Origin of the sequence: Nesterenkonia sandarakina (assembly GCF_003003175.1) — a bacterium.
Classification (GTDB): domain Bacteria; phylum Actinomycetota; class Actinomycetes; order Actinomycetales; family Micrococcaceae; genus Nesterenkonia; species Nesterenkonia sandarakina_A.
Genome location: NZ_PVTY01000015.1, coordinates 47031 through 66790, shown reverse-complemented (window position 1 = coordinate 66790; position 19760 = coordinate 47031). Strand labels below are relative to the sequence as shown.

Sequence of the window (19760 nt, the reverse complement as noted above, 5' to 3'; positions counted from 1 at the left end):
CACCCGACGCCGACCGGTTCAGTGCCGACTGATACGGCGCCGACTGATCCGGCCATGAGCGTCGGGGAGTCCGGGGAGGACGCGGTCCTCTCCGTGATCCTCGAGGAGCTCGGCGACCTCCGCAGCGCCGCCACGGACCTGGCTGCGCTCACGCTGGCCCCCGGGGACGATGCGGCGGTGCTTGAGCTGACCGACGACGGCGCGCCCGCCCGCATCGTGCTCACCACGGACACCCTGAGCCAGGACCAGGACTTCCGGCCCAGCTGGTGGGCGCAGCAGGATCAGGGCGCGGCGATGGGCCGAGCGGTCGGGCTCAAGGCCGCCGCGCAGAACCTCTCAGACCTCAACGCCATGGCCGCGACCCCGGTCGCTCTGCTGGTCAGCCTGACGCTGCCGGAGTCCACGGCGCTGGACTGGGTGCGTGGCTTCTACCGCGGACTCGCCGAGGCGGTGCGCCGCGAGGGTGCCGAACACTGCCGGATCGCCGGAGGCGACCTCGGCTCGGGCCCCGGCGTCTCGGTGACCCTGACCGCCGTGGGCCGGCTGCCTGCCGGGCGGGCGCCGCTGGTGCGCACCGGCGCCCGGCCGGGAGACCAGCTCGCCGTCTCGGGCCCTCTGGGTGCCGCAGGCGCAGGACTGGCGCTGCTGGAGGCCGGACATCCCTGCGACTCAGCTGAGCTGGCCCGGCTGCGCGACGCGCAGATCGCTCCGGCCCCGCAGCTCACCACCGGCGCCCAGGCCCTCGCGGCAGGCGCCACCGCTGGGATGGACCTCTCCGACGGGCTCCTGCGCGACGCCGGACGCATCGCCCGCGCCTCCGCGGTCCGGGTGCGCCTCGACGAGGACGCCCTGAACCACCAGGCGGCGGCGCTGCTCCCGGCGGCTGCTGCCCTGGGGCTGACCCCGGCCGAGGCGCGGGCGCAGACGCTGCGCTGGGTCGCCGCCGGGGGAGAGGACTATGAGCTGCTGGCGAGCTTCCCCGCGGAGGCCGCGCTGCCGGAAGGCTTCCTGAAGGTCGGCGAGATCCTCGAGCCCGGATCAGACGCCGATGGCGCCCGCGAGGTGGTCCTCACGGGCGCCATCGATGATCAAGGCTGGGATTCGCTCAGGCGTCGTTGAAGAACCGCCCCAGCTGGGCGAAGCGCCACCCGGCGCCTTCCCACTCCTCGGCGCTGAGCACGTTGCGCGCGTCGATGAACTGCTTCTTCGCCACCAGCGACTCGAGGTCGCTCGGGACGAGCGCCTTGAACTCGTTCCACTCGGTGGTCAGCACGACCAGGTCGGCGCCGGTGACCGCTTCGGTGAGCGAGTCGACATAGCCCAGACGCGGGAAGCGCTTGGCCGCGTTCTTGTTGCTCTCCGGGTCATAGACCGCGACGTCGGCGCCGGAGCTGAACAGCCGGACGGCCACGTCGAGGCCGGGGGAGTCACGCACGTCGTCGGAGAGCGGCTTGAAGGCCACGCCCAGGACGGCGATGCGCTTGCCCGCGAGGTCAGCGTCGAGGATCTGCTCCGCGAGGGTGACCACCTTGTCCCGACGACGCAGGTTGATCTGGTCCATCTCGTCGAGGAACCGCATGGTGTGGTCCAGGCCGAGCTCGCCCACGCGGGTCTGCAGGGCGCGGATGTCCTTGGGCAGGCAGCCGCCGCCGAAGCCGACGCCGGCGTTGAGGAACTTCCGCCCGATGCGGGTGTCGTGCCCGATCGCGTCGGCCAGGGTGGTGATGTTGCCGCCGACGGTCTCGGTGACCTCGGCGAAGGCGTTGATGAAGGAGATCTTGGTAGCCAGGAACGCGTTCGCGGCGACCTTGACCAGCTCGGCGGTCTCGAAGTCGGTGGTGATCCAGGGGGTGTCCCGGCTCAGCGCCTCGGAGTAGACCTCGCGCAGCACAGCCTCATCGGCCTCATCGGCGGTGCCCACGACCAGACGGTCGGGGCGGAGCGTGTCCTCCACGGCGAAGCCTTCACGCAGGAACTCGGGGTTCCAGGCGAGGGTCACGCGCACACCCTCGGCGGACTCTTCCTCGACCAGGGCGGCCAGGCGCCGCGCGGTGCCCACCGGGACGGTGGACTTGCCGACGATCAGCGCGTCCTTCTTGATGCTGCGAGCCAGCGAGCTGGTGGCGGCGTTGACGAAGGTCATGTCCGCGCCGGTGCCGCCGGCCTGCTGCGGGGTCCCCACGGCGATGAAGTGCACATCGCCCCAGGCGCCGACCTCCTCGAGGTCGGTGGTGAAGCGCAGTCGCCCCGAATCCACGTGCTTGCGGATGAGTTCCGGCAGGCCGGGTTCGTGGAAGGGAAGTTCGCCGCGGGAGAGCGAATCGATCTTCTCCGGGTCGATGTCCACGCCGAGCACGTTATAGCCCAGCTCTGCCATGCATGCCGCATGGGTGGCGCCGAGGTAGCCAGTTCCGATGACGCTAATATTCTCAATCACGCCCCTCATCCTAAGGGGGTGATCGGAATTCCTGGGAAATGCCTCCAGGTCGGTGTGCCGTGCCTACTGCTCGCCGAGCCCATGCTCCGCGGCGTCGGGGTTCTTGCGCACCAGTTCGGTGAGCTGATGCGCCGCCTGGACGACGACGCCGGCGTACTGCCGCCCGGGCTGACGGGTCAGCCGCTCGATCGGTCCGGAGATCGACACCGCCGCGAGCACCCGTCCAGAGGGTCCGCGCACCGGGGCCGAGACGGAGGCGACCCCGGCCTCCCGCTCACCCAGAGATTCGCCCCAGCCGCGGCGTCGCACCCCGGCCAGCACCGTCGGGGTGAATCGGGCGCCCTGGAGACCTTCGACCAGGCGCTCGTGGTCCTCCCAGGCGAGCAGCACCTGGGCGGCGGAGCCGGCCTTCATCGAGAGCTGGGTCCCCACCGGGATGGAGTCGCGCAGCCCGATGGGCCGCTCGGCGGAGGCCACGCAGACCCGGGCGTCGCCCTGCCGGCGGTAGAGCTGGGAGCTCTCCCCGGTGGCGTCGCGCAACCGCAGCAGGATCGGCCCCGCGGCGGTGACCAGGCGGTCATCCCCGGCGGCCGAGGCCAGCTCGGCCAGGCGGGAGCCGATCACGTAGCGGCCGCGCACGTCGCGGCTGAGGAAGCGGTGGTGCACCAGGGCGCTGGCCAGCCGGTGCACGGTGGGCCGGGCCAGTCCGGTGCACTCCACCAGCTGCGCCAGCGAGGCCGGCCCGGCCTCGAGCGCGTCCATGATCATCACCGACTTGTCCACCACCCCGATGCCGGAGGGCGAGTGCAGCGGCCGCGGCGGATCCGCGGGCAGCGTGGGCCTGCGGTCGGAATCGGCGGGGGGAAGCTTCTGCGCCACCATCCGGCGCGGTCCAGAGCCTCCGCTCGCGGAGGCGGCCGAGCGGGAGGCCTGCGGTGAGTACTGTTCACCGGGCCGGGGGGAATAGGGCGTGGCTGGCATGTGCCCATGATACTGGTAAACGCGCCGGCGATCTCAGATAATGAGACCTGCGTGCGGGGTATAGATGCCGCCGCCCAATGGTGGTTCTGTAGAGAGTGAGCCCATCAGGAGGATCCCATGGCGAACACGCCACTCACATTGCCTGAAAAGGTCTGGCGCGACCACGTCGTCGTCCCCGGCAAAGAGTCCGACGGTCAGCGGTCTCCGGACCTGCTCTACATCGACCTGCACCTGGTCCACGAGGTCACCAGCCCGCAGGCCTTCGAAGGTCTCCGCCTGGCCGGCCGTCCGGTCCGCCGCCCGGACCTGACCATCGCCACCGAGGACCACAACACCCCGACGCTGGAGATCGACAAACCCATCGCGGACCCGATCTCACGCAAGCAGGTCGACACGCTGCGCGCCAACGCCGAGGAGTTCGGCGTCCGGATCCACTCCCTGGGCGACGCCGACCAGGGGATCGTCCACGTGGTGGGCCCGCAGCTGGGCCTCACCCAGCCCGGCATGACCGTGGTCTGCGGCGACTCTCACACATCCACCCACGGGGCCTTCGGCGCTCTGGCCATGGGCATCGGCACCTCCGAGGTCGAACACGTCCTGGCCACCCAGACCCTGCCGCTGAAGCCGTTCAAGACCATGGCGATCACCGTCAACGGGTCGCTGCGGCCCGGCGTCAGCTCCAAGGACATCATCCTGGCGGTCATCGCCGAGATCGGCACCGGCGGCGGGCAGGGCTACGTGCTCGAATACCGCGGCAGCGCCATCGAGGAGCTCTCCATGGACGCGCGGATGACCATCTGCAACATGTCCATCGAGGCTGGCGCCCGGGCCGGCATGATCGCCCCGGACGCGACGACATATGAGTTCATCAAGGGCCGCCCGCACGCCCCGCAGGGTGAGGACTGGGACGCCGCGATCGAGTACTGGGACTCGCTGCGCACCGATGACGGCGCGGTCTTCGACGCCGAGGTCATCCTCGACGCCGACACCCTGGACCCCTTCGTCACCTGGGGCACCAACCCCGGGCAGGGTGTGAGCCTCAACGGCGCAGTGCCGGCCCCCACCGACTTCACCGACGACGTCGCCCGCGAGTCCGCCGAGCGGGCGCTGACCTACATGGACCTTCAGCCGGGCACCCGGATGAAGGACATCCGCGTGGACACCGTGTTCCTGGGCTCCTGCACCAACTCCCGGATGGAGGACCTGCGCGCCGCCGCGGAGATCATCGCCGGCCGCGACAAGGACCCGGACGTCCGGATGATCGTGGTCCCGGGCTCCGCGAAGGTCCGGCTGCAGGCCGAGGCCGAGGGCCTGGACAAGATCTTCAAGGAGTTCGGCGCCGAGTGGCGCTTCGCCGGCTGCTCGATGTGTCTGGGCATGAACCCGGACCAGCTGGCCCCGGGGGAGCGCTGCGCCTCCACCTCGAACCGCAACTTCGAGGGCCGACAGGGCAAGGGCGGACGCACCCACCTGGTCTCCCCGGTGGTGGCCGCCGCCACCGCGATCCGCGGCACGCTCTCCGCCCCCGCCGACATCCTCGTCCCCGCCTGAGCCTCCGCTCGAGACAGCTGAGAAAGTGACCATGGAACCCATCACCACGCACACCGGCGTCGGCGTCCCGCTGAAGCAGTCGAACGTCGACACCGACCAGATCATCCCCGCGGTCTACCTGAAGCGGATCACCAAGACCGGCTTCGAGGACGCGCTCTTCTCCTCCTGGCGCAAGAACCCGGACTTCGTGCTGAACCAGCCCGTCTACAAGCACGGCTCGGTGCTGGTCGCCGGGTCGGACTTCGGCACCGGCTCCTCCCGCGAGCACGCGGTCTGGGCGCTGAAGGACTACGGCTTCCGCGCCGTGATCTCTTCCCGCTTCGCCGACATCTTCTACGGCAACTCCGCCAAGCAGGGCCTGCTTGCGGCGAAGGTCGCCCAGCCCGATGTGGAGCTGATCTGGAAGGAGCTGGAGAACAACCCCGGCACCGAGATCACCGTGGACCTGGTGAACCGCACCGTGCGCTGCGGCTCGGTGGACACCACCTTCGAGATCGACAACTACACCCGGTGGCGGCTGCTGGAGGGGCTCGACGATATCTCGCTCACATTGCGCGAGGAGTCCTCCGTTGAGGCCTTCGAGGCCACCCGCCCGGGATTCAAGCCGAAAACCCTGCCAGCAAAGGTCTGACCTCGCCGGATCGGTCCCGGTCAGGGGTCAGCCTTGATCGAATCGTTGCCTCAGCCGCCGGCGGAACTGGGAAGGTATCTCAGCGGATGTGGTTACAGTGGCAAAGCTACATTCCACGTTTGTCGAAGAAGGGACATCCAGTCCAATGGCCAAGCTGCTCACCGTCCAGGGTGGAAAGCCACTCGAGGGATCCGTCCACGTCCGTGGCGCCAAGAACCTCGTGCCCAAGGCCATGGTGGCCGCGCTGCTCGGCAGCGAGCCCTCGCAGCTGCGCAACGTCCCGGCGATCAAAGACGTCGAGATCGTCACCAATCTGCTCCAGATCCACGGCGTCAAGGTCGAGGCAGACCCGGTCACCAACGACCTGACCCTGGATCCCCGCGAGTCCTACAGCGCCGCGCACTCCGAGATCGACGCCTATGCCGGGGACTCCCGGATTCCGATCCTGTTCTGCGGCCCGCTGATGCACCAGCACGGCGAGGCGTTCATCCCCGACCTCGGCGGCTGCCGCATCGGTGACCGCCCGATCGACTATCACCTCGAGGTGCTGCGCAACTTCGGCGCCGTCGTCGACAAGTCCCCCACCGGCATCCACATCTCCGCGCCGCGCGGGCTCAAGGGTGCGAAGCTGACCCTGCCCTACCCGTCAGTGGGCGCGACCGAGCAGGTGCTGCTCACCGCGGTGCTCGCCGAGGGCATCACCGAGCTCGAGAACGCCGCCGTGGAGCCCGAGATCCACGACCTGATCGCGATCCTGCAGCAGATGGGCGCGATCATCACGGTCTACACCGACCGCACCATCCGCATCGAGGGCGTGGACCGGCTCTCCGGCTACCGCCACCGCGCGATCACGGACCGCAACGAGACGGCCTCCTGGGCCTCTGCGGCGCTGGTCACCCAGGGTGACATCTACGTCAAGGGCGCCGCGCAGCGCGACCTGATGGCGTTCTTGAACACCTACCGCAAGATCGGCGGCGAGTTCGCCGTGGACGACGACGGCATCCGCTTCTGGCACGCAGGCCACGCCCTGAAGCCGCTGGTGCTCGAGACCGACGTGCACCCGGGCTTCATGACCGACTGGCAGCAGCCGCTGGTCGTCGCGCTCACCCAGGCCCATGGGGTCTCGATCGTGCACGAGACGGTCTATGAGAACCGGTTCGGCTTCACCGAGGCGCTCAAGCGCATGGGCGCCTCGATCCAGCTGCACCGGGAGTGCCTGGGCTCGAGCCCCTGCCGCTTCGGGCAGCGCAACTTCCTGCATTCCGCCGTGATCTCAGGTCCCGTGGAGCTCCAGGGCGCCGACATCGACGTCCCTGACCTGCGCGGCGGCTTCTCCCACCTGATCGCCGCGCTGGCCGCCAACGGCACCTCCCGGGTCACCGGCATCGAGGTCATCAACCGCGGCTACGAGCACTTCATGGACAAGCTGGGCGACCTGGGTGCGGATGTCGTGATGTCCGAACGCTGAGTCGGGCCGGTAGGGTTTGTCTCTGTGACCGATTCCAGCAGCGACCCAGCACCCGTCGAGGGCCGAGGCCGCTCGAGCCGCCGCAGGTCTGGCTCGAGCCGCCCCTCCTCCAGGCGCCCCCTCGCGGGTGTCGACGCGATCGACTACACCGTGGGGCGCGGCACCCGGTTGGTGTTCTCGGGCGCGGCCGCGGTCTGCATCCCGGTGCTGAACCTGGCCCTGGGACGCCGCTGGAAGGGCCTGGAGACCCTGCCCGAGGGCGGGTTCATCGTGGTGGCGAACCATGTCAGCGAGATCGACCCGCTGATCGTCGCGCACGCGGTCTATCGCAGCGGCCACACCTTCCACTTCCTGATCAAGGACTCGCTGGTCCGGATCCCGGTGCTGGGCAAGGTGTTCACCGGTCTCAAGCAGATCCCGGTCTCCCGGGACAGCCGCAGCGATGCCGGCCGCTCGCTGGAGGCGGCCAAGGACGTGATCGCCGCCGACGGCGCGGTCCTGATCTACCCCGAGGGGACGCTCACCCGGGACCCCGAGGGCTGGCCGATGCGCGCGAAGACCGGTGCGGCCCGGCTCGCGCTGAGCACCGGAGCCCCGCTGATCCCGATCACGCACTGGGGGGTCCAGGAGCTCTTCGGCACCTACGCGAAGCTGCCCAAGTTCTTCCCGCGCAAGCGCTACCAGCTCACAGTGGGGGAGCCGATCGACCTCTCCGACCTGCGCTCCGGCCCGATGACCCGGACGGTGCTCACCGAAGCCACCGAACGCATCGAAGCCGCGCTCACCGAGGGCGTCGCGGAGCTGCGCGGAGAAGCGGCCCCGGAGCTGATCTGGGACCGCAGCCTGCGTCAGCGCGTGCCGCGCCGGCAGCCGCGCCGAGCCCCGCGCGCCGCCAGCCCGACCGCGGAGACCCCGCAGCCCCCGACCATCAGGCCCGACGACGCACAGGAGGGTCAGTCATGACCAAGATCGCCGTACTCGGAGCCGGCAGCTGGGGCACCACCTTCGCCAAGGTGATGGCTGACGCGGCCGTGCTCTCAGGCCATGACTCTGCGATCGTGCTCTGGGCCCGCCGCCCGGAGGTGGCCGCCGAGATCACCGAGTCCCACACCAACACCACCTACCTGGGCGAGATCCGGCTCCCGGAGTCGATCACCGCCACCAGCGACCTCGCCGAGGCCGTGCGGGACGCAGAGGTCATCGTGCTCGCCGTTCCGGCCCAGTCGCTGCGCTCGCACCTGGAAGTGGTCCGCGAGAACATGCAGGCCTCCGCCGTCCTGGTCTCGCTGATCAAGGGCCTGGAGCGCCGCACCGATCTGCGCATGTCCGAGGTCATCGCCGCGGAGCTGGACATCGCCGCGGAACGCATCGTGGTGGTCTCCGGGCCCAACCTGGCCATGGAGATCGCCCGCGAGCAGCCCACCGCCTCGGTGGTCGCCTGCGCCGATGAGGCAACCGCCGAGCGGGTCGCCGCGCTGTGCAACAACCAGTACTTCCGGCCCTATACCAACACCGATGTGACCGGAGTCGAGATCGCCGGGATCGTCAAGAATGTGATCGCCCTGGCCGTGGGCATCTGCGACGGCCAGCAGTTGGGTGACAACTCCAAGGCCTCGGTGATCACCCGCGGGCTCGCCGAGACCACTCGGCTGGCCACCGTGCTCGGCGGCAGGCTGGAGACCTTCTCCGGACTCGCCGGACTCGGCGACCTCGTCGCGACCTGCGCCTCCCCGCTCTCGCGCAACCGCAGCGCCGGCCGGCTCCTCGGTGAGGGACTCTCCGCCGAGGAGGCCACGGCGAAGCTCTCCCAGACCGCGGAGGGCATGAAGTCCGGCTCCGCCGTGGTGGAGCTGGCCCGCCAGCACGACATCGAGATGCCCATCTGTGAAGCCGTGGTGGCCGTCCTGGACGGCAAGCTGCCGGTGGACCGCCTGGCCTCGCTGCTGCTGGCCCGAGACCTCAAAGCCGAAGGAAGCTGACCCATGGCAGAGATTGACCCCCCGCTGAAGCCCCGTGTCCTCGTCCTCTACGGCGGCCAGTCCTCCGAACACTCGGTGAGCTGCGTGACCGCCGCCGGTGTGCTGGGCGCCATCGACACCGACGCCTACGACGTCGTCGCGATCGGCATCACCTCCACCGGCCAGTGGACCCGCCCGGTCACCGACCCGCGCAGCCACGGCTTCGGCGGGACCGAGCTTCCCCGGGTGCTGCCCACCGAATCCACGGTGCAGCTCCACTCCGGGGCCGCCGGATCATCCGAGCGCCGCGCGGACCTCCTCGAGGTCCACGCCGACGGCAGCTCCACCGCGCTGGGCCATGTCGATGTGGTGTTCCCGCTGCTCCACGGCCCCTTCGGCGAGGACGGCACCCTCCAGGGCCTGCTCGAGCTCGCCGGACTGCCCTATGTCGGCGCAGGCGTGCTGAGCTCCGCGATGGCCATGGACAAGCACTTCATGAAGATCGCCTTCGCCGCCGCCGGGCTCAACGTCGGGCCATGGGTCACCATCACCGACCGGCAGTGGACCCAGGATCCCGCCGCCGCGCTGGAACGGATCCGCGAGCTGCAGCTCCCGGTGTTCGTGAAGCCCTCGCGGGCCGGTTCCTCGATGGGCATCACCCGGGTCGAGGACCCCGTCCAGCTCGAGGACGCGATCGCCGAGGCGCGCAAGCACGACCCCAAGGTGATCGTGGAGCAGGGCATCGATGGCCGGGAGATCGAGTGCGGGGTGCTCGGCTCACACGGCGGCGCCTCCGCCCGGGCCTCGCTGCTGGGCGAGATCGTGGTCCACGACGGCTCCCAGGCGCACCAGTTCTACGACTTCAACGCCAAGTACACCGACGCCGCCGCCGCGGACCTCTCCTGCCCTGCCGAGCTGCCGGAGGAGGTAAGCGACGAGATCCGCCGCCAGGCGGTGGTCGCCTTCGAGGCGCTCGACGCCGAGGGCATCTCAAGGGCGGACTTCTTCTACACCACCACCGGGGACGTGATCATCAACGAGGTCAACACCATGCCCGGGTTCACCCCGATCAGCATGTACCCGCAGATGTGGAAGGCCACCGGCATCGACTACACCGAGCTGATCACGGAACTGATCTCGCTGGCGCTGCAGCGTCCTGCCGGCCTGCGCTGAGGCGGCTGCCCCGGAGTCGGGGCCGGCCCCTCAGTCTTCGGGGACGCCGCCCTCGGTGACCTCGCCCTCCTGGACCTCCTGGGCGTCCTCGGTCTGCTCGATCTCCTGATCTGTGGTGGTGCATGCCCGGGTCTGCTCCACCCGCTGCACGGCGGGGGCCAGGCCGAGCATTGCGGTGGAGGAGGCGACCCCGTCGAGGTTCAGCAGCACCTCCACGGCCGGATCCCGACCGTAGGTGACCAGCCGCCAGGTCTGTTCGTCCTCCTCCAGCGCGAGCCAGTCCACGCCGTCGGCGCCCACACAGTGCTCGGGGCTCGGACCCGGCGGGACCACCCCGCAGCGCATGACCACCTGGCTGGGCTCACCCCAGACCGCGGTGCCCTGGGAGGTGGTGGGGCGCAGCTCGTGGTCGCCCAGCACGTCAGGCACGGTGAGCATCACATCGGCGCAGTCGGGGTTCGCGGCGTCGGGGGCCGCCTCCACCGTCGCCGTGGAGGCGCAGCCGCTGAGCAGCACGAGTCCCAGCAGGGCGGTGGCGACGCCACGAGCGGGAGCACGGTGATCAGCGGGGTTTATAGACACATGACATATTCTGTATGAAGTTCCAAGCGCATGCCCATTCCAGGAGCACCAGATGACGTATGAGGTCGACCACGTGAGGCCCCGGCCCGCACGGCGTGGGCGTCGCGCCGCCTGGATCGTCGTGACCGCGGTCGCCGTCGTCGTGCTGGGACTCGTGGTCGCGTCGGTGCGATATCTGAACACTTTGAGCAACACCTACGAGTCCAATGCCCAGGTCTTCGTGGAGAGCTTTCCGGAGGAGCAGGTCCGGCCGGTCAAGGCCGAGCACGACGAATCGATCAACATCCTGCTGCTGGGCTCCGACGACAACGGCGGATCCGGCACCACCGAGGACCTGCCCCGGGTGCCCCAGGGCGGACGGTCCGACTCGATGATGCTGATCCATGTCCCCAGCGACCGGGAGAGCATGCAGGTCATGTCGATCCCGCGGGACCTCTGGGTCGAGGTCCCGGGACACGGTTCGCACAAGATTAACGCCGCACTGAGCCTGGGCGGGATCCCGCTGACCGTGAGCACCATCGAATCCCTCTTCCAGGTGCGGGTCGATCATGTGGCCGCGGTGGACATGCTCGGATTCATCGGCGTGGTCGACGCGCTCGGCGGAGTGACCGTGAACTCCGGCTACGACCACTCCTTCACCACCGAGCAGGGCTTCACCTTCCATCCGGGCTGGCAGGAGATGACCTCCGAGGAGGCGCTGTCCTTCGTCCGGCACCGCGCGAGCTTCCCCGACGGGGACCTCCAGCGGGTGCGCAACCAGCAGGCCTTCCTCCGCGCCGTGCTCTACGAGACGCTGACCCCGAGCAACCTGCGCAACCCCGCCAAGGTCCAGGAGATGGTCGAGACCTTCTCTCCGCACCTGACCGTCGACGAGACCCTCGACGCCGGTGCCGCGGCCGCGCTGCGCTGGAACCTGCGCGACACCTCCGAGAGCGTCGACATGCTCACCGTCCCCACCGGAGGCAGCGGCTACTCCGAGGACGGCCAGTGGATCTTCTACCCGGATGAGCAGGCCATGGATGACATCACCGAGGCCCTGGCCGAGAGCACCCTGGACGAGTATGCGAACTCGCTCTGAGCCCGGGCCGGACGCCGCCGAATCGGTGGGGGAGTTCTCATGAGGGGCAAGGTCAAGGGCGCCGCCGCCGTGCACCGCTGGTTCATGCTGGCCGAGGCCGCACTGGAGCAGAACGTCGAGAACCTCAACCGGCTCAACGTCTTCCCGATCCCTGACTCGGACACCGGGGAGAACATGCTGGCCACGATCCGAGCCTGCCGGGCGAGCGTGGAGAGCTCCTCCACCCAGGACCTCGGTGAGCTCTTCGCCGCCGCCGGATCGCGGGCCATGTCAGAGGCCTACGGGAACTCCGGCACGCTGCTCGCGGTGCTGATCTCCGGGCTCGCTGAACCGCTGCACGGGCAGGAGCGGCTCACCATCTCCGGGTTCGCCCGGGCGCTGGAACGCGCCCAGGTCCGTTCCTGGTCGGCGCTGACCGACCCGGTCGCCGGCACCATGCTCTCGGTCCTCGACGCGGTCCACGCCGAGGTCCGCCACCGGGCGAACCAGGCGCAGGAACCCGAGAGCCGGGCCGCCCTGGAATCGGCCATGCCCTTCGTGGTCTCGCGCGCCTTCCTCGCCGTCCAGGACACCCGGGAGCAGCTGCCCGCGCTGCAGCGCGCGAACGTGGTGGACTCCGGGGGAGCCGGACTGCTGGTGGTGCTCATCGCGCTGCACGCGACCATCACCGGGGTCGCCATGGACTTCGCGCCGCTGCAGAGCCTGCCGGGCTGGCAGCAGCGCCCCGACGTCGACGGATCCGGCAGCTCAGCGGCGGCGGCGCGGGCCGCCGTCCCCGAGGGTTCGGGCCCCGAGGACGCAGCAGCCGGAACCGGTTCCCCCGGAGACCTGGAGTCAGAGGCGATGAGCTCCGACGACGCTGACGTCAGCGGCGTCGAGGTCATGTGCACCGTCCGGCTGGACCCGCTCGGGGCGGCCTCGCTGCGCCACGCGCTCGATGACCTCGGCGACTCGGTGATCGTGACCCCGATCGACTCCGCCGCCGACCAGGACGGCACCTACCGCTGGCGGATCCACGTCCACACCCTGGAGGAGCCGCGCACCTCCGAGACCGTGCACGCCGCGGGACCGGTGGAGTCCTACGCCGCCACCGCGCTGCACCGGAATCCTCCCGCCCAGGCAGAGGCCGAGGGGTCCTCCAACGAGGGCCAGCACGAGACACCACCCAAGAACCAGTCGCCCAGAGAGCAGGAGTGATTCACGCGTGGATGTGCTGCCCTCCACCGAGCTGAGCCGCGTCATCGGCGCGGAGTCGGCCAAGACGCTGAAGCAGGGCCTCGGGATCACCACCGCGGCCGAGCTGCTGCAGCACTACCCGCGCCGCTGGATCGAATTCGGCCAGCTCTCCTCCTTCCGCGACCTCCCCGAGGCCGGGGAGCACGTCAGCCTGATCGCTGAGGTCACCGGGGTCTCGGTGCGCAAGATGGCGAACCGGCGGGGCTCGCTGGCCGAGGTCTGGGTCGCCGACGACGAGGGCAACTCGCTGAAGATGGCGTTCTTCAACGGCTGGACCGTGAACCGCCAGCTCACCCAGGGCGTCCGAGCGATCTTCCACGGCAAGGTCGGCAGCTACCGCGACCGGCCCACCCTGAACAACCCCGACTTCACCGTGCTGGTCGACGCGGACCCCGGGACCATCACCGACCAGGTGGACCCGGAGGCCGACCCGCTCGGCGCAGCCGAACTGCCGCGCGCGCTGAGCCGGGGCAAGACCCCGGTCCCGCTGTACCCGGCGACCTCCGGGATCAGCAGCTTCCGGATCCTGGACTGCATCGAGATCCTGCTGGACCTCACCGACTTCAGCGCCTGGCCCGAACCGCTGCCCGAGAGCGTCCGTGCCGCCGAGGAGCTTCCCGACCTCGCGGAGGCCTACCGGCTGATCCACCGGCCCGAGACCATTCAGGACCCGGACCGCGGCCTGCGCAGGATGCGCTACCACGAGGCGTTCCTGCTCCAGGGGCTGCTGCATCTGCGTCGCGCCCAGGAGCAGCACCGGCGGGCCCTCTCCCGGCCCCGGCGCGAGGACGGCCTGCTGGCCCGGTTCGACGCCGCGCTGCCGTTCACCCTCACCGAGGGGCAGGTCCAGTGCGGGGAGCTCATCGCCGCCGAGCTGGACAGCGAGCAGCCGATGAACCGGCTGCTGCAGGGCGAGGTGGGCTCGGGCAAGACCCTCGTCGCGCTGCGCGCGATCCTGCAGGTCCTCGAGAGCGGCGGACAGGCCGCCCTGATCGCCCCCACCGAGGTGCTCGCCGCGCAGCACGAGCGCTCGCTGCGCCGGATGCTCGGCGGCCTCGCCGATGAGATCGGGCTGACCCTGCTCACCGGATCGCTGAACACCGCCGAGCGCCGCCGGGCGCTGCTCGACATCGCCTCCGGCACCGCCGAACTGGTGGTGGGCACGCACGCGGTGCTCGGCGAGCAGGTGCACTTCGTCGACCTCGGACTCGCCGTGGTCGATGAGCAGCACCGCTTCGGCGTGGAGCAGCGGGACGCGCTGCGCACCCGCTACGAGCTCACCCCGCACATGCTGGTCATGTCCGCGACCCCGATCCCACGCTCGGTGGCGATGACGGTCTTCGGCGACCTGGAGCTGACCACCCTGGAGGGCCTGCCGCGGGGACGCCAGCCGATCGTCACCCACGTGGTGCGCACCGTGCAGGGTCCGCGGTTCATCCGCCGGGTCTGGGAGCGGATCGCCGAGGAGGTCGCCGCCGGGCACCAGGTCTATGTGGTGTGCCCCAAGATCAGCGAGGCCGACGCGCGCGATGACCCGGAGACCGGGGTGCAGACCGACCAGGACGCCTCGGTGGAGCTGATCTCCCAGCGCCTGGCGGAGCACCCGCTGCTGGGGAAGACCCGGCGTGCCGAGGTGCACGGCCGGATGGACGCGGCGTCGAAGGAAGCGGTGATGACCGCCTTCGAGCGCGGCGAGATCGACGTGCTGATCTGCACCACCGTGATCGAGGTGGGCGTGGACGTGCACAACGCCACAGTGATGGCGGTGCTCGACGCCGACGCCTTCGGAGTCTCCACCCTGCACCAGCTGCGCGGCCGGATCGGCCGCGGCGGCGCCCATGGGCTCGCCCTGCTGGTGACCCGGCTGCCCGACGGGCACCCCTCGCTGGAGCGGCTGGAGCAGGTCGCCGAGCACACCGACGGGATGACCCTGGCCCGGCTGGATCTTCAGCGCCGGCGAGAGGGCAACGTGCTCGGTGCCGCGCAGGCCGGCCGGGCGTCCACGCTGAAGCTGCTGCGCACCATCAGAGATGAGAAGATCATCGTCCGCGCCTCCGAGCTGCTCACCGCGCTCAGCGCAGCTGATCCCAGCTGGGAGCGCTACCCTGGACTCCGCGCTGCGGTGGGGGAGTACCGCGACCTCCATGAGGGCGCGGACGAATTCATCCAGCGCGGCTGACCCTCAGGGCCTCGAGACAGGAGTGTGAGATGGCACGGATCATCGCCGGCACGCACAAGGGACGCCGCCTCGTGGCCGTCCCGACCGACGCCACCCGACCCACCAGCGACCGGGTCAAGGAGTCGCTGTTCTCCCGGCTCGAGGGCTATGACGCACTGATCGACGCCGTCGTCGTCGACCTCTATGCCGGCTCCGGGGCACTGGGCTTCGAGTCGCTCAGCCGCGGGGCCCGCAGCCTGGAGGCCGTGGACAAGGCCGAGGCGGCGGTGCGCACGCTGCGCCGCAACGCCGAGTTCTTCGGCGCGGAGGCGGAGCCCGCCCTGCGCAAGCAGGTCACGGTGCACAAGGCCGACGCGCTGAAGTACCTCGGCTCGCGCAGCGGCCCGCCCATCGAGCTGCTCTTCCTGGATCCGCCCTACAGCCTCGGCGACGCCGAGCTCCTCAAGGTCCTGGGCGCCGCCCGGGAGCAGCTGCATGAGGCGGCGACCGTGGTGATCGAGCGCGACGCCGGCAGCGGGACCCCCTCCCTGCCCGAGGGCCTGGAGATCTTCAGCGAGAAGTCCTACGGCAGCACCCAGATCTTCATGGTCGAGCCCACTGGCGCAGCTCTTCCGCACTGAGCACGTCCCCGGGGTGCGGACCCGCGCCCCAGATCGCGTTGAGCTCGGTCTGCTCCAGCGCAGGCCCGCGGCGCGCGGCATAGGTCAGGTTCCCCTCGGCCCGCGCCTCGAGCACGTCGTTGGGCGCGCTGAGCAGCGCAGATCGTGCCGCCTCGGTGGCAGTGGGGCCGGCGGCGGTGAGCAGCGAGACCACCTGGGCGCGGACGAAGTCCATCGGGGGCTCGTCGCCGAGGTTCACCAGCAGCAGTCCACCCGGGAGGACCCGCTCGAAGACCGCTCGGTGGAACGCGGGGCTGCGCAGGTGCTCCGGCGCGGCCGCACTGTTGAACAGGTCCACCACGACGACGTCGAAGCTCACCTCCGCCAGGGCTCCGCCGGTGCCGATGACCGCGGCGGCATCGGCCACGAGGTTGCGCGGGCTGGTGCGCATCGGCAGGTGTTCCAGCACGAACTCCACCAGTTCGGGCTCGATGTCCACCACGGTCTGCTCCACCGCGGGCCAGTGGTGCTCGATCCAGCGCGGCAGGGTCAGCGCCCCGGCGCCGAGGTGCAGCACCCGCGGGGAGCCGGCCGCGGCAGGGTCCAGGCGCTCGCGGGCGCAGGTCTGCAGCACCGAGCCCATCCGGAACAGGTAGTCGTGGAGCAGGTAGTCGGGATCGCCGACCTCGACATGGGACTGCTCGGCCCCGCCGATGCTCAGCACCACTCCGTCCTCGGTGAGGTCGTCCTTCGTGAGCTCGGCGAGCTGCCCGGAGAAGGAGAGCCGCTGGCTGCGCGGCAGCCCCAGGGCGTCGCGGCTCGGCATCACAGGCTTCCGGTTCCAGCGGAGGGCACGGCCTCGCCGACACCCGCAGGCCCGGCAGCACCAGGCCCTGAAGCTTCATGTCCTGACACTCCAGGCCCCACGGCCGGCGGGTATGCGGCCAGCGCGGCGGGCAGGTGCTCGCGCATCCGGCGCAGCCCCTCACGAATCGTGGCGTGGTCCTTGCAGAAGGCGAACCGGACCAGGTGTTCCAGCTCATCGCTGGGCGTGGCCAGGTGCTGGATGGTCAGCGCGGAGACTGGGATCGCCGCGACCCCGACCTCCTCGACCAGGATCCGGCAGAACTCGGCGGCGGAGAGCGAGGTGATCCCTGAGACGTTGCCCAGCACGAAGTAGCCGGCCTCGGCGCGGTTGGGCGCCAGTCCCAGTTCCTGCAATCCGTCACGGAGCAGGTCACGGCCGGCTTCCAGCTCTGCGGTGTTCTGTGCGAAGAACCCGCGGTCGTCCTCGAGCGCGTGGGCGATCGCCCACTGGAAGGCCGGGCCGGAGGAGAAGCTCAGGAACTGCTTGACCCCGCGGATCTGGCTGACCAGCTCGGCGCCGCCGGTGACCCAGCCGATCTTCCACCCGGTGACCGAGAAGGACTTCCCGGCGGATCCCACCGCGACCGCCACCTCCTCGGCGCCTGGGATGCTCAGGATGCTGCGGTGCGGCAGCCGCGCGTCGGAGAGCATCAGGTGCTCGTAGACCTCGTCGCACATGATGCGCAGATCATGGGCACGCGCCAGCTCCACGATCCGGGTCAGCTCCTCGGTGCTGAAGACCGTGCCGGTGGGGTTGTGCGGTGTGTTCAGCAGGATCATCGAGGTGCGCTCGGTGATCGCGGCCTCGAAGGCGTCCAGGTCGGGGCGGAACTCCGGGCCGCGCAGCGGCACACCGACCAGCCTCGCGCCGGCCAGCGCCACGCAGGCGCCGTAGGAGTCATAGTGCGGCTCGAAGGTGAGCACTTCGCTGCCGGGACGGGCGAAGGCCAGGATCGCCGCAGAGATCCCCTCGGTGGCCCCGGTGGTCACCATGACCTGCGTGGCAGGATCCAGGGTGACCTGCTGGCGCCGCGCCTGGGCGGCGCTGATCGCCTCGCGCAGCTCCATGAGGCCCATCCCCGGGGCGTACTGGTTCCGCGGTCCGGTCTCGGGCTCCGTGATCGCCCGCGCCGCCAGCTCCAGCAGCCAGTCCGGGCCCTCGGTGTCGGGGAATCCCTGGCCCAGGTTGATCGCCCCGTGGGCGATGGCCGCCGCCGTCGTGCGCTCGTAGATGGTGGGCATGACCTGCGGTGTGCCAGGCGCTGCGCCGGTCGCCGCGTGGAAGCCCAGAGTGTTCGCCCCGGCCGCGGACCGGGCCCAGGGCGTCTCGAGGGCAAGCGGATCGGGGCTGGGGGTGGAGTGAGAGGACATGGACTCCATCGTAGACAGCCCCCGCGGGGACACCGGATTCGGCCGTATCGCCTGCGCGCCTTCGGGCACGTCCTTGACCACCTGAAGTAGTGTCAGATCATGCAGCTAGCAGTGTGCCCCGGATCATTTGACCCCCTGCACAACGGTCATGTGGAGATCATCGCCCGCGCCTCGAACCTCTTCGACGAGGTGATCGTCGCCGTCTCGCCCAATATGCACAAGAACCCGATGTTCTCCGTCGAGGAGCGCATCGCGATGGCGCAGGAGACCTTCTCGTATGTGCGCGGAGTGAGCGTCAAGCCGCTGGGCAGCGGGCTGCTGACCGATTTCTGCAAGGAGGTCGGCGCCAACGCCCTGGTCAAGGGCCTGCGCGACCCCAAGGACCTCGGATACGAGTCCCCGATGGCCACGATGAACCGTCACCTCTCCGGGCTGGAGACGGTGTTCCTGGCCGCGGACGGCCGCTACACCCATCTGTCCTCCACCCTGGTGAAGGAAGTCCACACCCTCGGCGGGGACGTCGCGGAGTTCATCCCGCGCGCGGTCCAGCGCAGGCTTCAGGACCGACGCCGCTGAACCGACTGTCGCCCTGGTACCAAAAACTTCATAGAATATTCCGATCTGGCGTACAGGAAACGATAAGGTGGGCAAATGAGTTCAACAACGTCTATTCGCAAAGCTGTGATCCCCGCCGCGGGCCTGGGAACACGATTCCTCCCGGCCACCAAGGCCATGCCCAAGGAGATGCTCCCCGTCGTGGACGAGCCGGCGATCCAGTACGTCGTCGCCGAGGCCGCGAACGCCGGCCTCGAGGACATCCTGATGATCACCGGCCGCAACAAGCGCGCGCTGGAGAACCACTTCGACCGGGTCCCCGACCTGGAGGCCACCCTTGAGGCCAAGGGTGACACCAAGAAGCTCGCCGCCGTGCGCAAGGCCACCGAGCTCGGCGACCTGCACTACATCCGCCAGGGTGAGGCCAAGGGCCTCGGTCACGCGGTGCTCTGCGCCAAGCGCCACGTCGGCAACGAGCCCTTTGCGGTGCTGCTCGGTGATGACCTCATCGACGAGCGCGACGAGCTGCTCTCCACCATGCTCGAGACCCAGGAGCGCCTCGGCGGCTCGGTCATCGCCGTGATGGAGGTGCCCAAGGAGAACATCAGCGCCTACGGCGTCATCGATGCCAACGGCCAGGACAAGGTCGCGGGCGAGAACGGCGAGGCCGTCGACGTCGTCCCGGTCCACGCGCTGGTGGAGAAGCCCCCCGTGGAGGAGGCCCCCTCGAACCTGGCGATCATCGGTCGCTACGTGCTGCACCCGGCGATCTTCGCCGAGCTGGAGCAGACCCAGCCCGGCCGCGGCGACGAGATCCAGCTGACCGATGCGCTGCAGGCCATGGCGTCGAAGCCGGTCGAAGACGGCGGCGGAGTCCACGCGGTGATCTTCCGCGGACGCCGCTATGACACCGGGGACAAGCTCAGTTACATCAAGGCCACGGTGACCCTGGCCGCGGACCGCGAAGACCTCGGCCCGGACCTGCGCGAGTGGCTGAAAGAGTTCGTCAGCCAGATGTGATCGGGGGTTCGCCCCGCGGCCGCCCTGACTGGTAGAGTGGCACGTCGGTCTAGATCATTAAGGAGTGGTTCAGC

The 19760-nt window shown here is 69.9% G+C and carries 18 protein-coding genes; 13 read left to right on the top strand and 5 right to left on the bottom strand.

Translation table 11 applies throughout. The features are described from left to right. Positions 1-54: 54 nt before the first annotated feature. Positions 55-1119 carry a thiamine-phosphate kinase gene (gene thiL, locus BCL67_RS12295; protein WP_181255997.1) on the top strand — a complete coding sequence of 355 codons (1065 nt, stop codon included), beginning with the start codon at positions 55-57 and terminating at the stop codon, positions 1117-1119. Here thiL and BCL67_RS12290 read toward each other — a convergent pair. Together BCL67_RS12290 and BCL67_RS12285 are read right to left on the bottom strand one after the other, a co-directional pair. Then, positions 1106-2446 carry a UDP-glucose dehydrogenase family protein gene (locus BCL67_RS12290; RefSeq protein WP_106123716.1) on the bottom strand — a complete coding sequence of 447 codons (1341 nt, stop codon included), beginning with the start codon at positions 2444-2446 and terminating at the stop codon, positions 1106-1108. The two genes, thiL and BCL67_RS12290, sit on opposite strands and share 14 nt — an antisense overlap. Positions 2447-2500: 54 nt before the next feature. Beyond that, complete coding sequence (locus tag BCL67_RS12285) at positions 2501-3418, bottom strand: IclR family transcriptional regulator (RefSeq protein ID WP_374955649.1); 918 nt, start codon at positions 3416-3418, stop codon at positions 2501-2503. A 117-nt stretch (positions 3419-3535) separates the two neighbouring features. Between BCL67_RS12285 and leuC the strand changes: the two genes are divergently transcribed. The 6 genes from leuC (at position 3536) to BCL67_RS12255 (ending at position 10199) form a co-directional block, all read left to right on the top strand. Beyond that, positions 3536-4969 carry a 3-isopropylmalate dehydratase large subunit gene (gene leuC, locus BCL67_RS12280; protein WP_106123715.1) on the top strand — a complete coding sequence of 478 codons (1434 nt, stop codon included), beginning with the start codon at positions 3536-3538 and terminating at the stop codon, positions 4967-4969. A gap of 31 nt (positions 4970-5000) precedes the next feature. Then, positions 5001-5600, top strand: a complete 600-nt coding sequence (gene leuD / locus BCL67_RS12275) for a 3-isopropylmalate dehydratase small subunit (protein WP_106123714.1) — start codon at positions 5001-5003, stop codon at positions 5598-5600. A gap of 145 nt (positions 5601-5745) precedes the next feature. Further along, positions 5746-7068, top strand: coding sequence for a UDP-N-acetylglucosamine 1-carboxyvinyltransferase (gene murA, locus BCL67_RS12270; protein ID WP_106123713.1), 1323 nt, complete (start codon positions 5746-5748; stop codon positions 7066-7068). A 24-nt stretch (positions 7069-7092) separates the two neighbouring features. Further along, the gene (locus tag BCL67_RS12265) at positions 7093-8031 is read left to right on the top strand and encodes a lysophospholipid acyltransferase family protein (RefSeq protein WP_258175036.1); all 939 of its coding nucleotides are present in this window, start codon (positions 7093-7095) and stop codon (positions 8029-8031) included. Next, positions 8028-9047 carry an NAD(P)H-dependent glycerol-3-phosphate dehydrogenase gene (locus tag BCL67_RS12260; protein WP_106123712.1) on the top strand — a complete coding sequence of 340 codons (1020 nt, stop codon included), beginning with the start codon at positions 8028-8030 and terminating at the stop codon, positions 9045-9047. The genes BCL67_RS12265 and BCL67_RS12260 overlap by 4 nt, the downstream gene beginning before the upstream one ends. Before the next feature lie 3 nt (positions 9048-9050). Then, positions 9051-10199: a D-alanine--D-alanine ligase family protein gene (locus BCL67_RS12255; protein ID WP_106123711.1), complete on the top strand. Its 1149-nt coding sequence runs from the start codon at positions 9051-9053 to the stop codon at positions 10197-10199. A gap of 30 nt (positions 10200-10229) precedes the next feature. Here the strand turns inward: BCL67_RS12255 and BCL67_RS12250 are convergent, their stop codons facing one another. Further along, the gene (locus BCL67_RS12250) at positions 10230-10781 is read right to left on the bottom strand and encodes a DUF3515 domain-containing protein (RefSeq protein WP_258175035.1); all 552 of its coding nucleotides are present in this window, start codon (positions 10779-10781) and stop codon (positions 10230-10232) included. Between the two features lie 52 nt (positions 10782-10833). Between BCL67_RS12250 and BCL67_RS12245 the strand changes: the two genes are divergently transcribed. Genes BCL67_RS12245 through rsmD form a run of 4 tightly spaced genes read left to right on the top strand, consistent with a single transcriptional unit; the run spans position 10834 to position 15894 of the window. Next, complete coding sequence (locus tag BCL67_RS12245) at positions 10834-11859, top strand: LCP family protein (RefSeq protein ID WP_106123710.1); 1026 nt, start codon at positions 10834-10836, stop codon at positions 11857-11859. Positions 11860-11898: 39 nt separating this feature from the next. Further along, positions 11899-13056 carry a DAK2 domain-containing protein gene (locus BCL67_RS12240; RefSeq protein WP_106123709.1) on the top strand — a complete coding sequence of 386 codons (1158 nt, stop codon included), beginning with the start codon at positions 11899-11901 and terminating at the stop codon, positions 13054-13056. Positions 13057-13063: 7 nt separating this feature from the next. Beyond that, positions 13064-15274, top strand: a complete 2211-nt coding sequence (locus tag BCL67_RS12235; protein WP_106123708.1) for an ATP-dependent DNA helicase RecG — start codon at positions 13064-13066, stop codon at positions 15272-15274. Continuing rightward, positions 15256-15894 (top strand): 16S rRNA (guanine(966)-N(2))-methyltransferase RsmD, encoded by a 639-nt coding sequence (gene rsmD, locus BCL67_RS12230; protein WP_308738002.1) that lies wholly within the window; start codon positions 15256-15258, stop codon positions 15892-15894. Before BCL67_RS12235 ends, rsmD begins: the two co-directional genes overlap by 19 nt. On the opposite strand, the gene BCL67_RS12225 is transcribed toward rsmD, so the two are convergent. Both BCL67_RS12225 and BCL67_RS12220 read right to left on the bottom strand, forming a co-directional pair. Further along, a complete protein-coding gene (locus tag BCL67_RS12225; RefSeq protein WP_106123706.1) occupies positions 15857-16699 on the bottom strand; it encodes a spermidine synthase in 843 nt (280 codons plus the stop codon). The genes rsmD and BCL67_RS12225 overlap by 38 nt on opposite strands. After that, a complete protein-coding gene (locus BCL67_RS12220; RefSeq protein WP_258175034.1) occupies positions 16699-18111 on the bottom strand; it encodes an aminotransferase class I/II-fold pyridoxal phosphate-dependent enzyme in 1413 nt (470 codons plus the stop codon). The genes BCL67_RS12225 and BCL67_RS12220 overlap by 1 nt, the downstream gene beginning before the upstream one ends. Before the next feature lie 99 nt (positions 18112-18210). Between BCL67_RS12220 and coaD the strand changes: the two genes are divergently transcribed. Together coaD and galU are read left to right on the top strand one after the other, a co-directional pair. Continuing rightward, positions 18211-18687, top strand: a complete 477-nt coding sequence (gene coaD / locus BCL67_RS12215; RefSeq protein ID WP_106123704.1) for a pantetheine-phosphate adenylyltransferase — start codon at positions 18211-18213, stop codon at positions 18685-18687. Positions 18688-18762: 75 nt separating this feature from the next. After that, positions 18763-19686 (top strand): UTP--glucose-1-phosphate uridylyltransferase GalU, encoded by a 924-nt coding sequence (gene galU, locus BCL67_RS12210; RefSeq protein ID WP_106123703.1) that lies wholly within the window; start codon positions 18763-18765, stop codon positions 19684-19686. Positions 19687-19760: the final 74 nt, after the last annotated feature.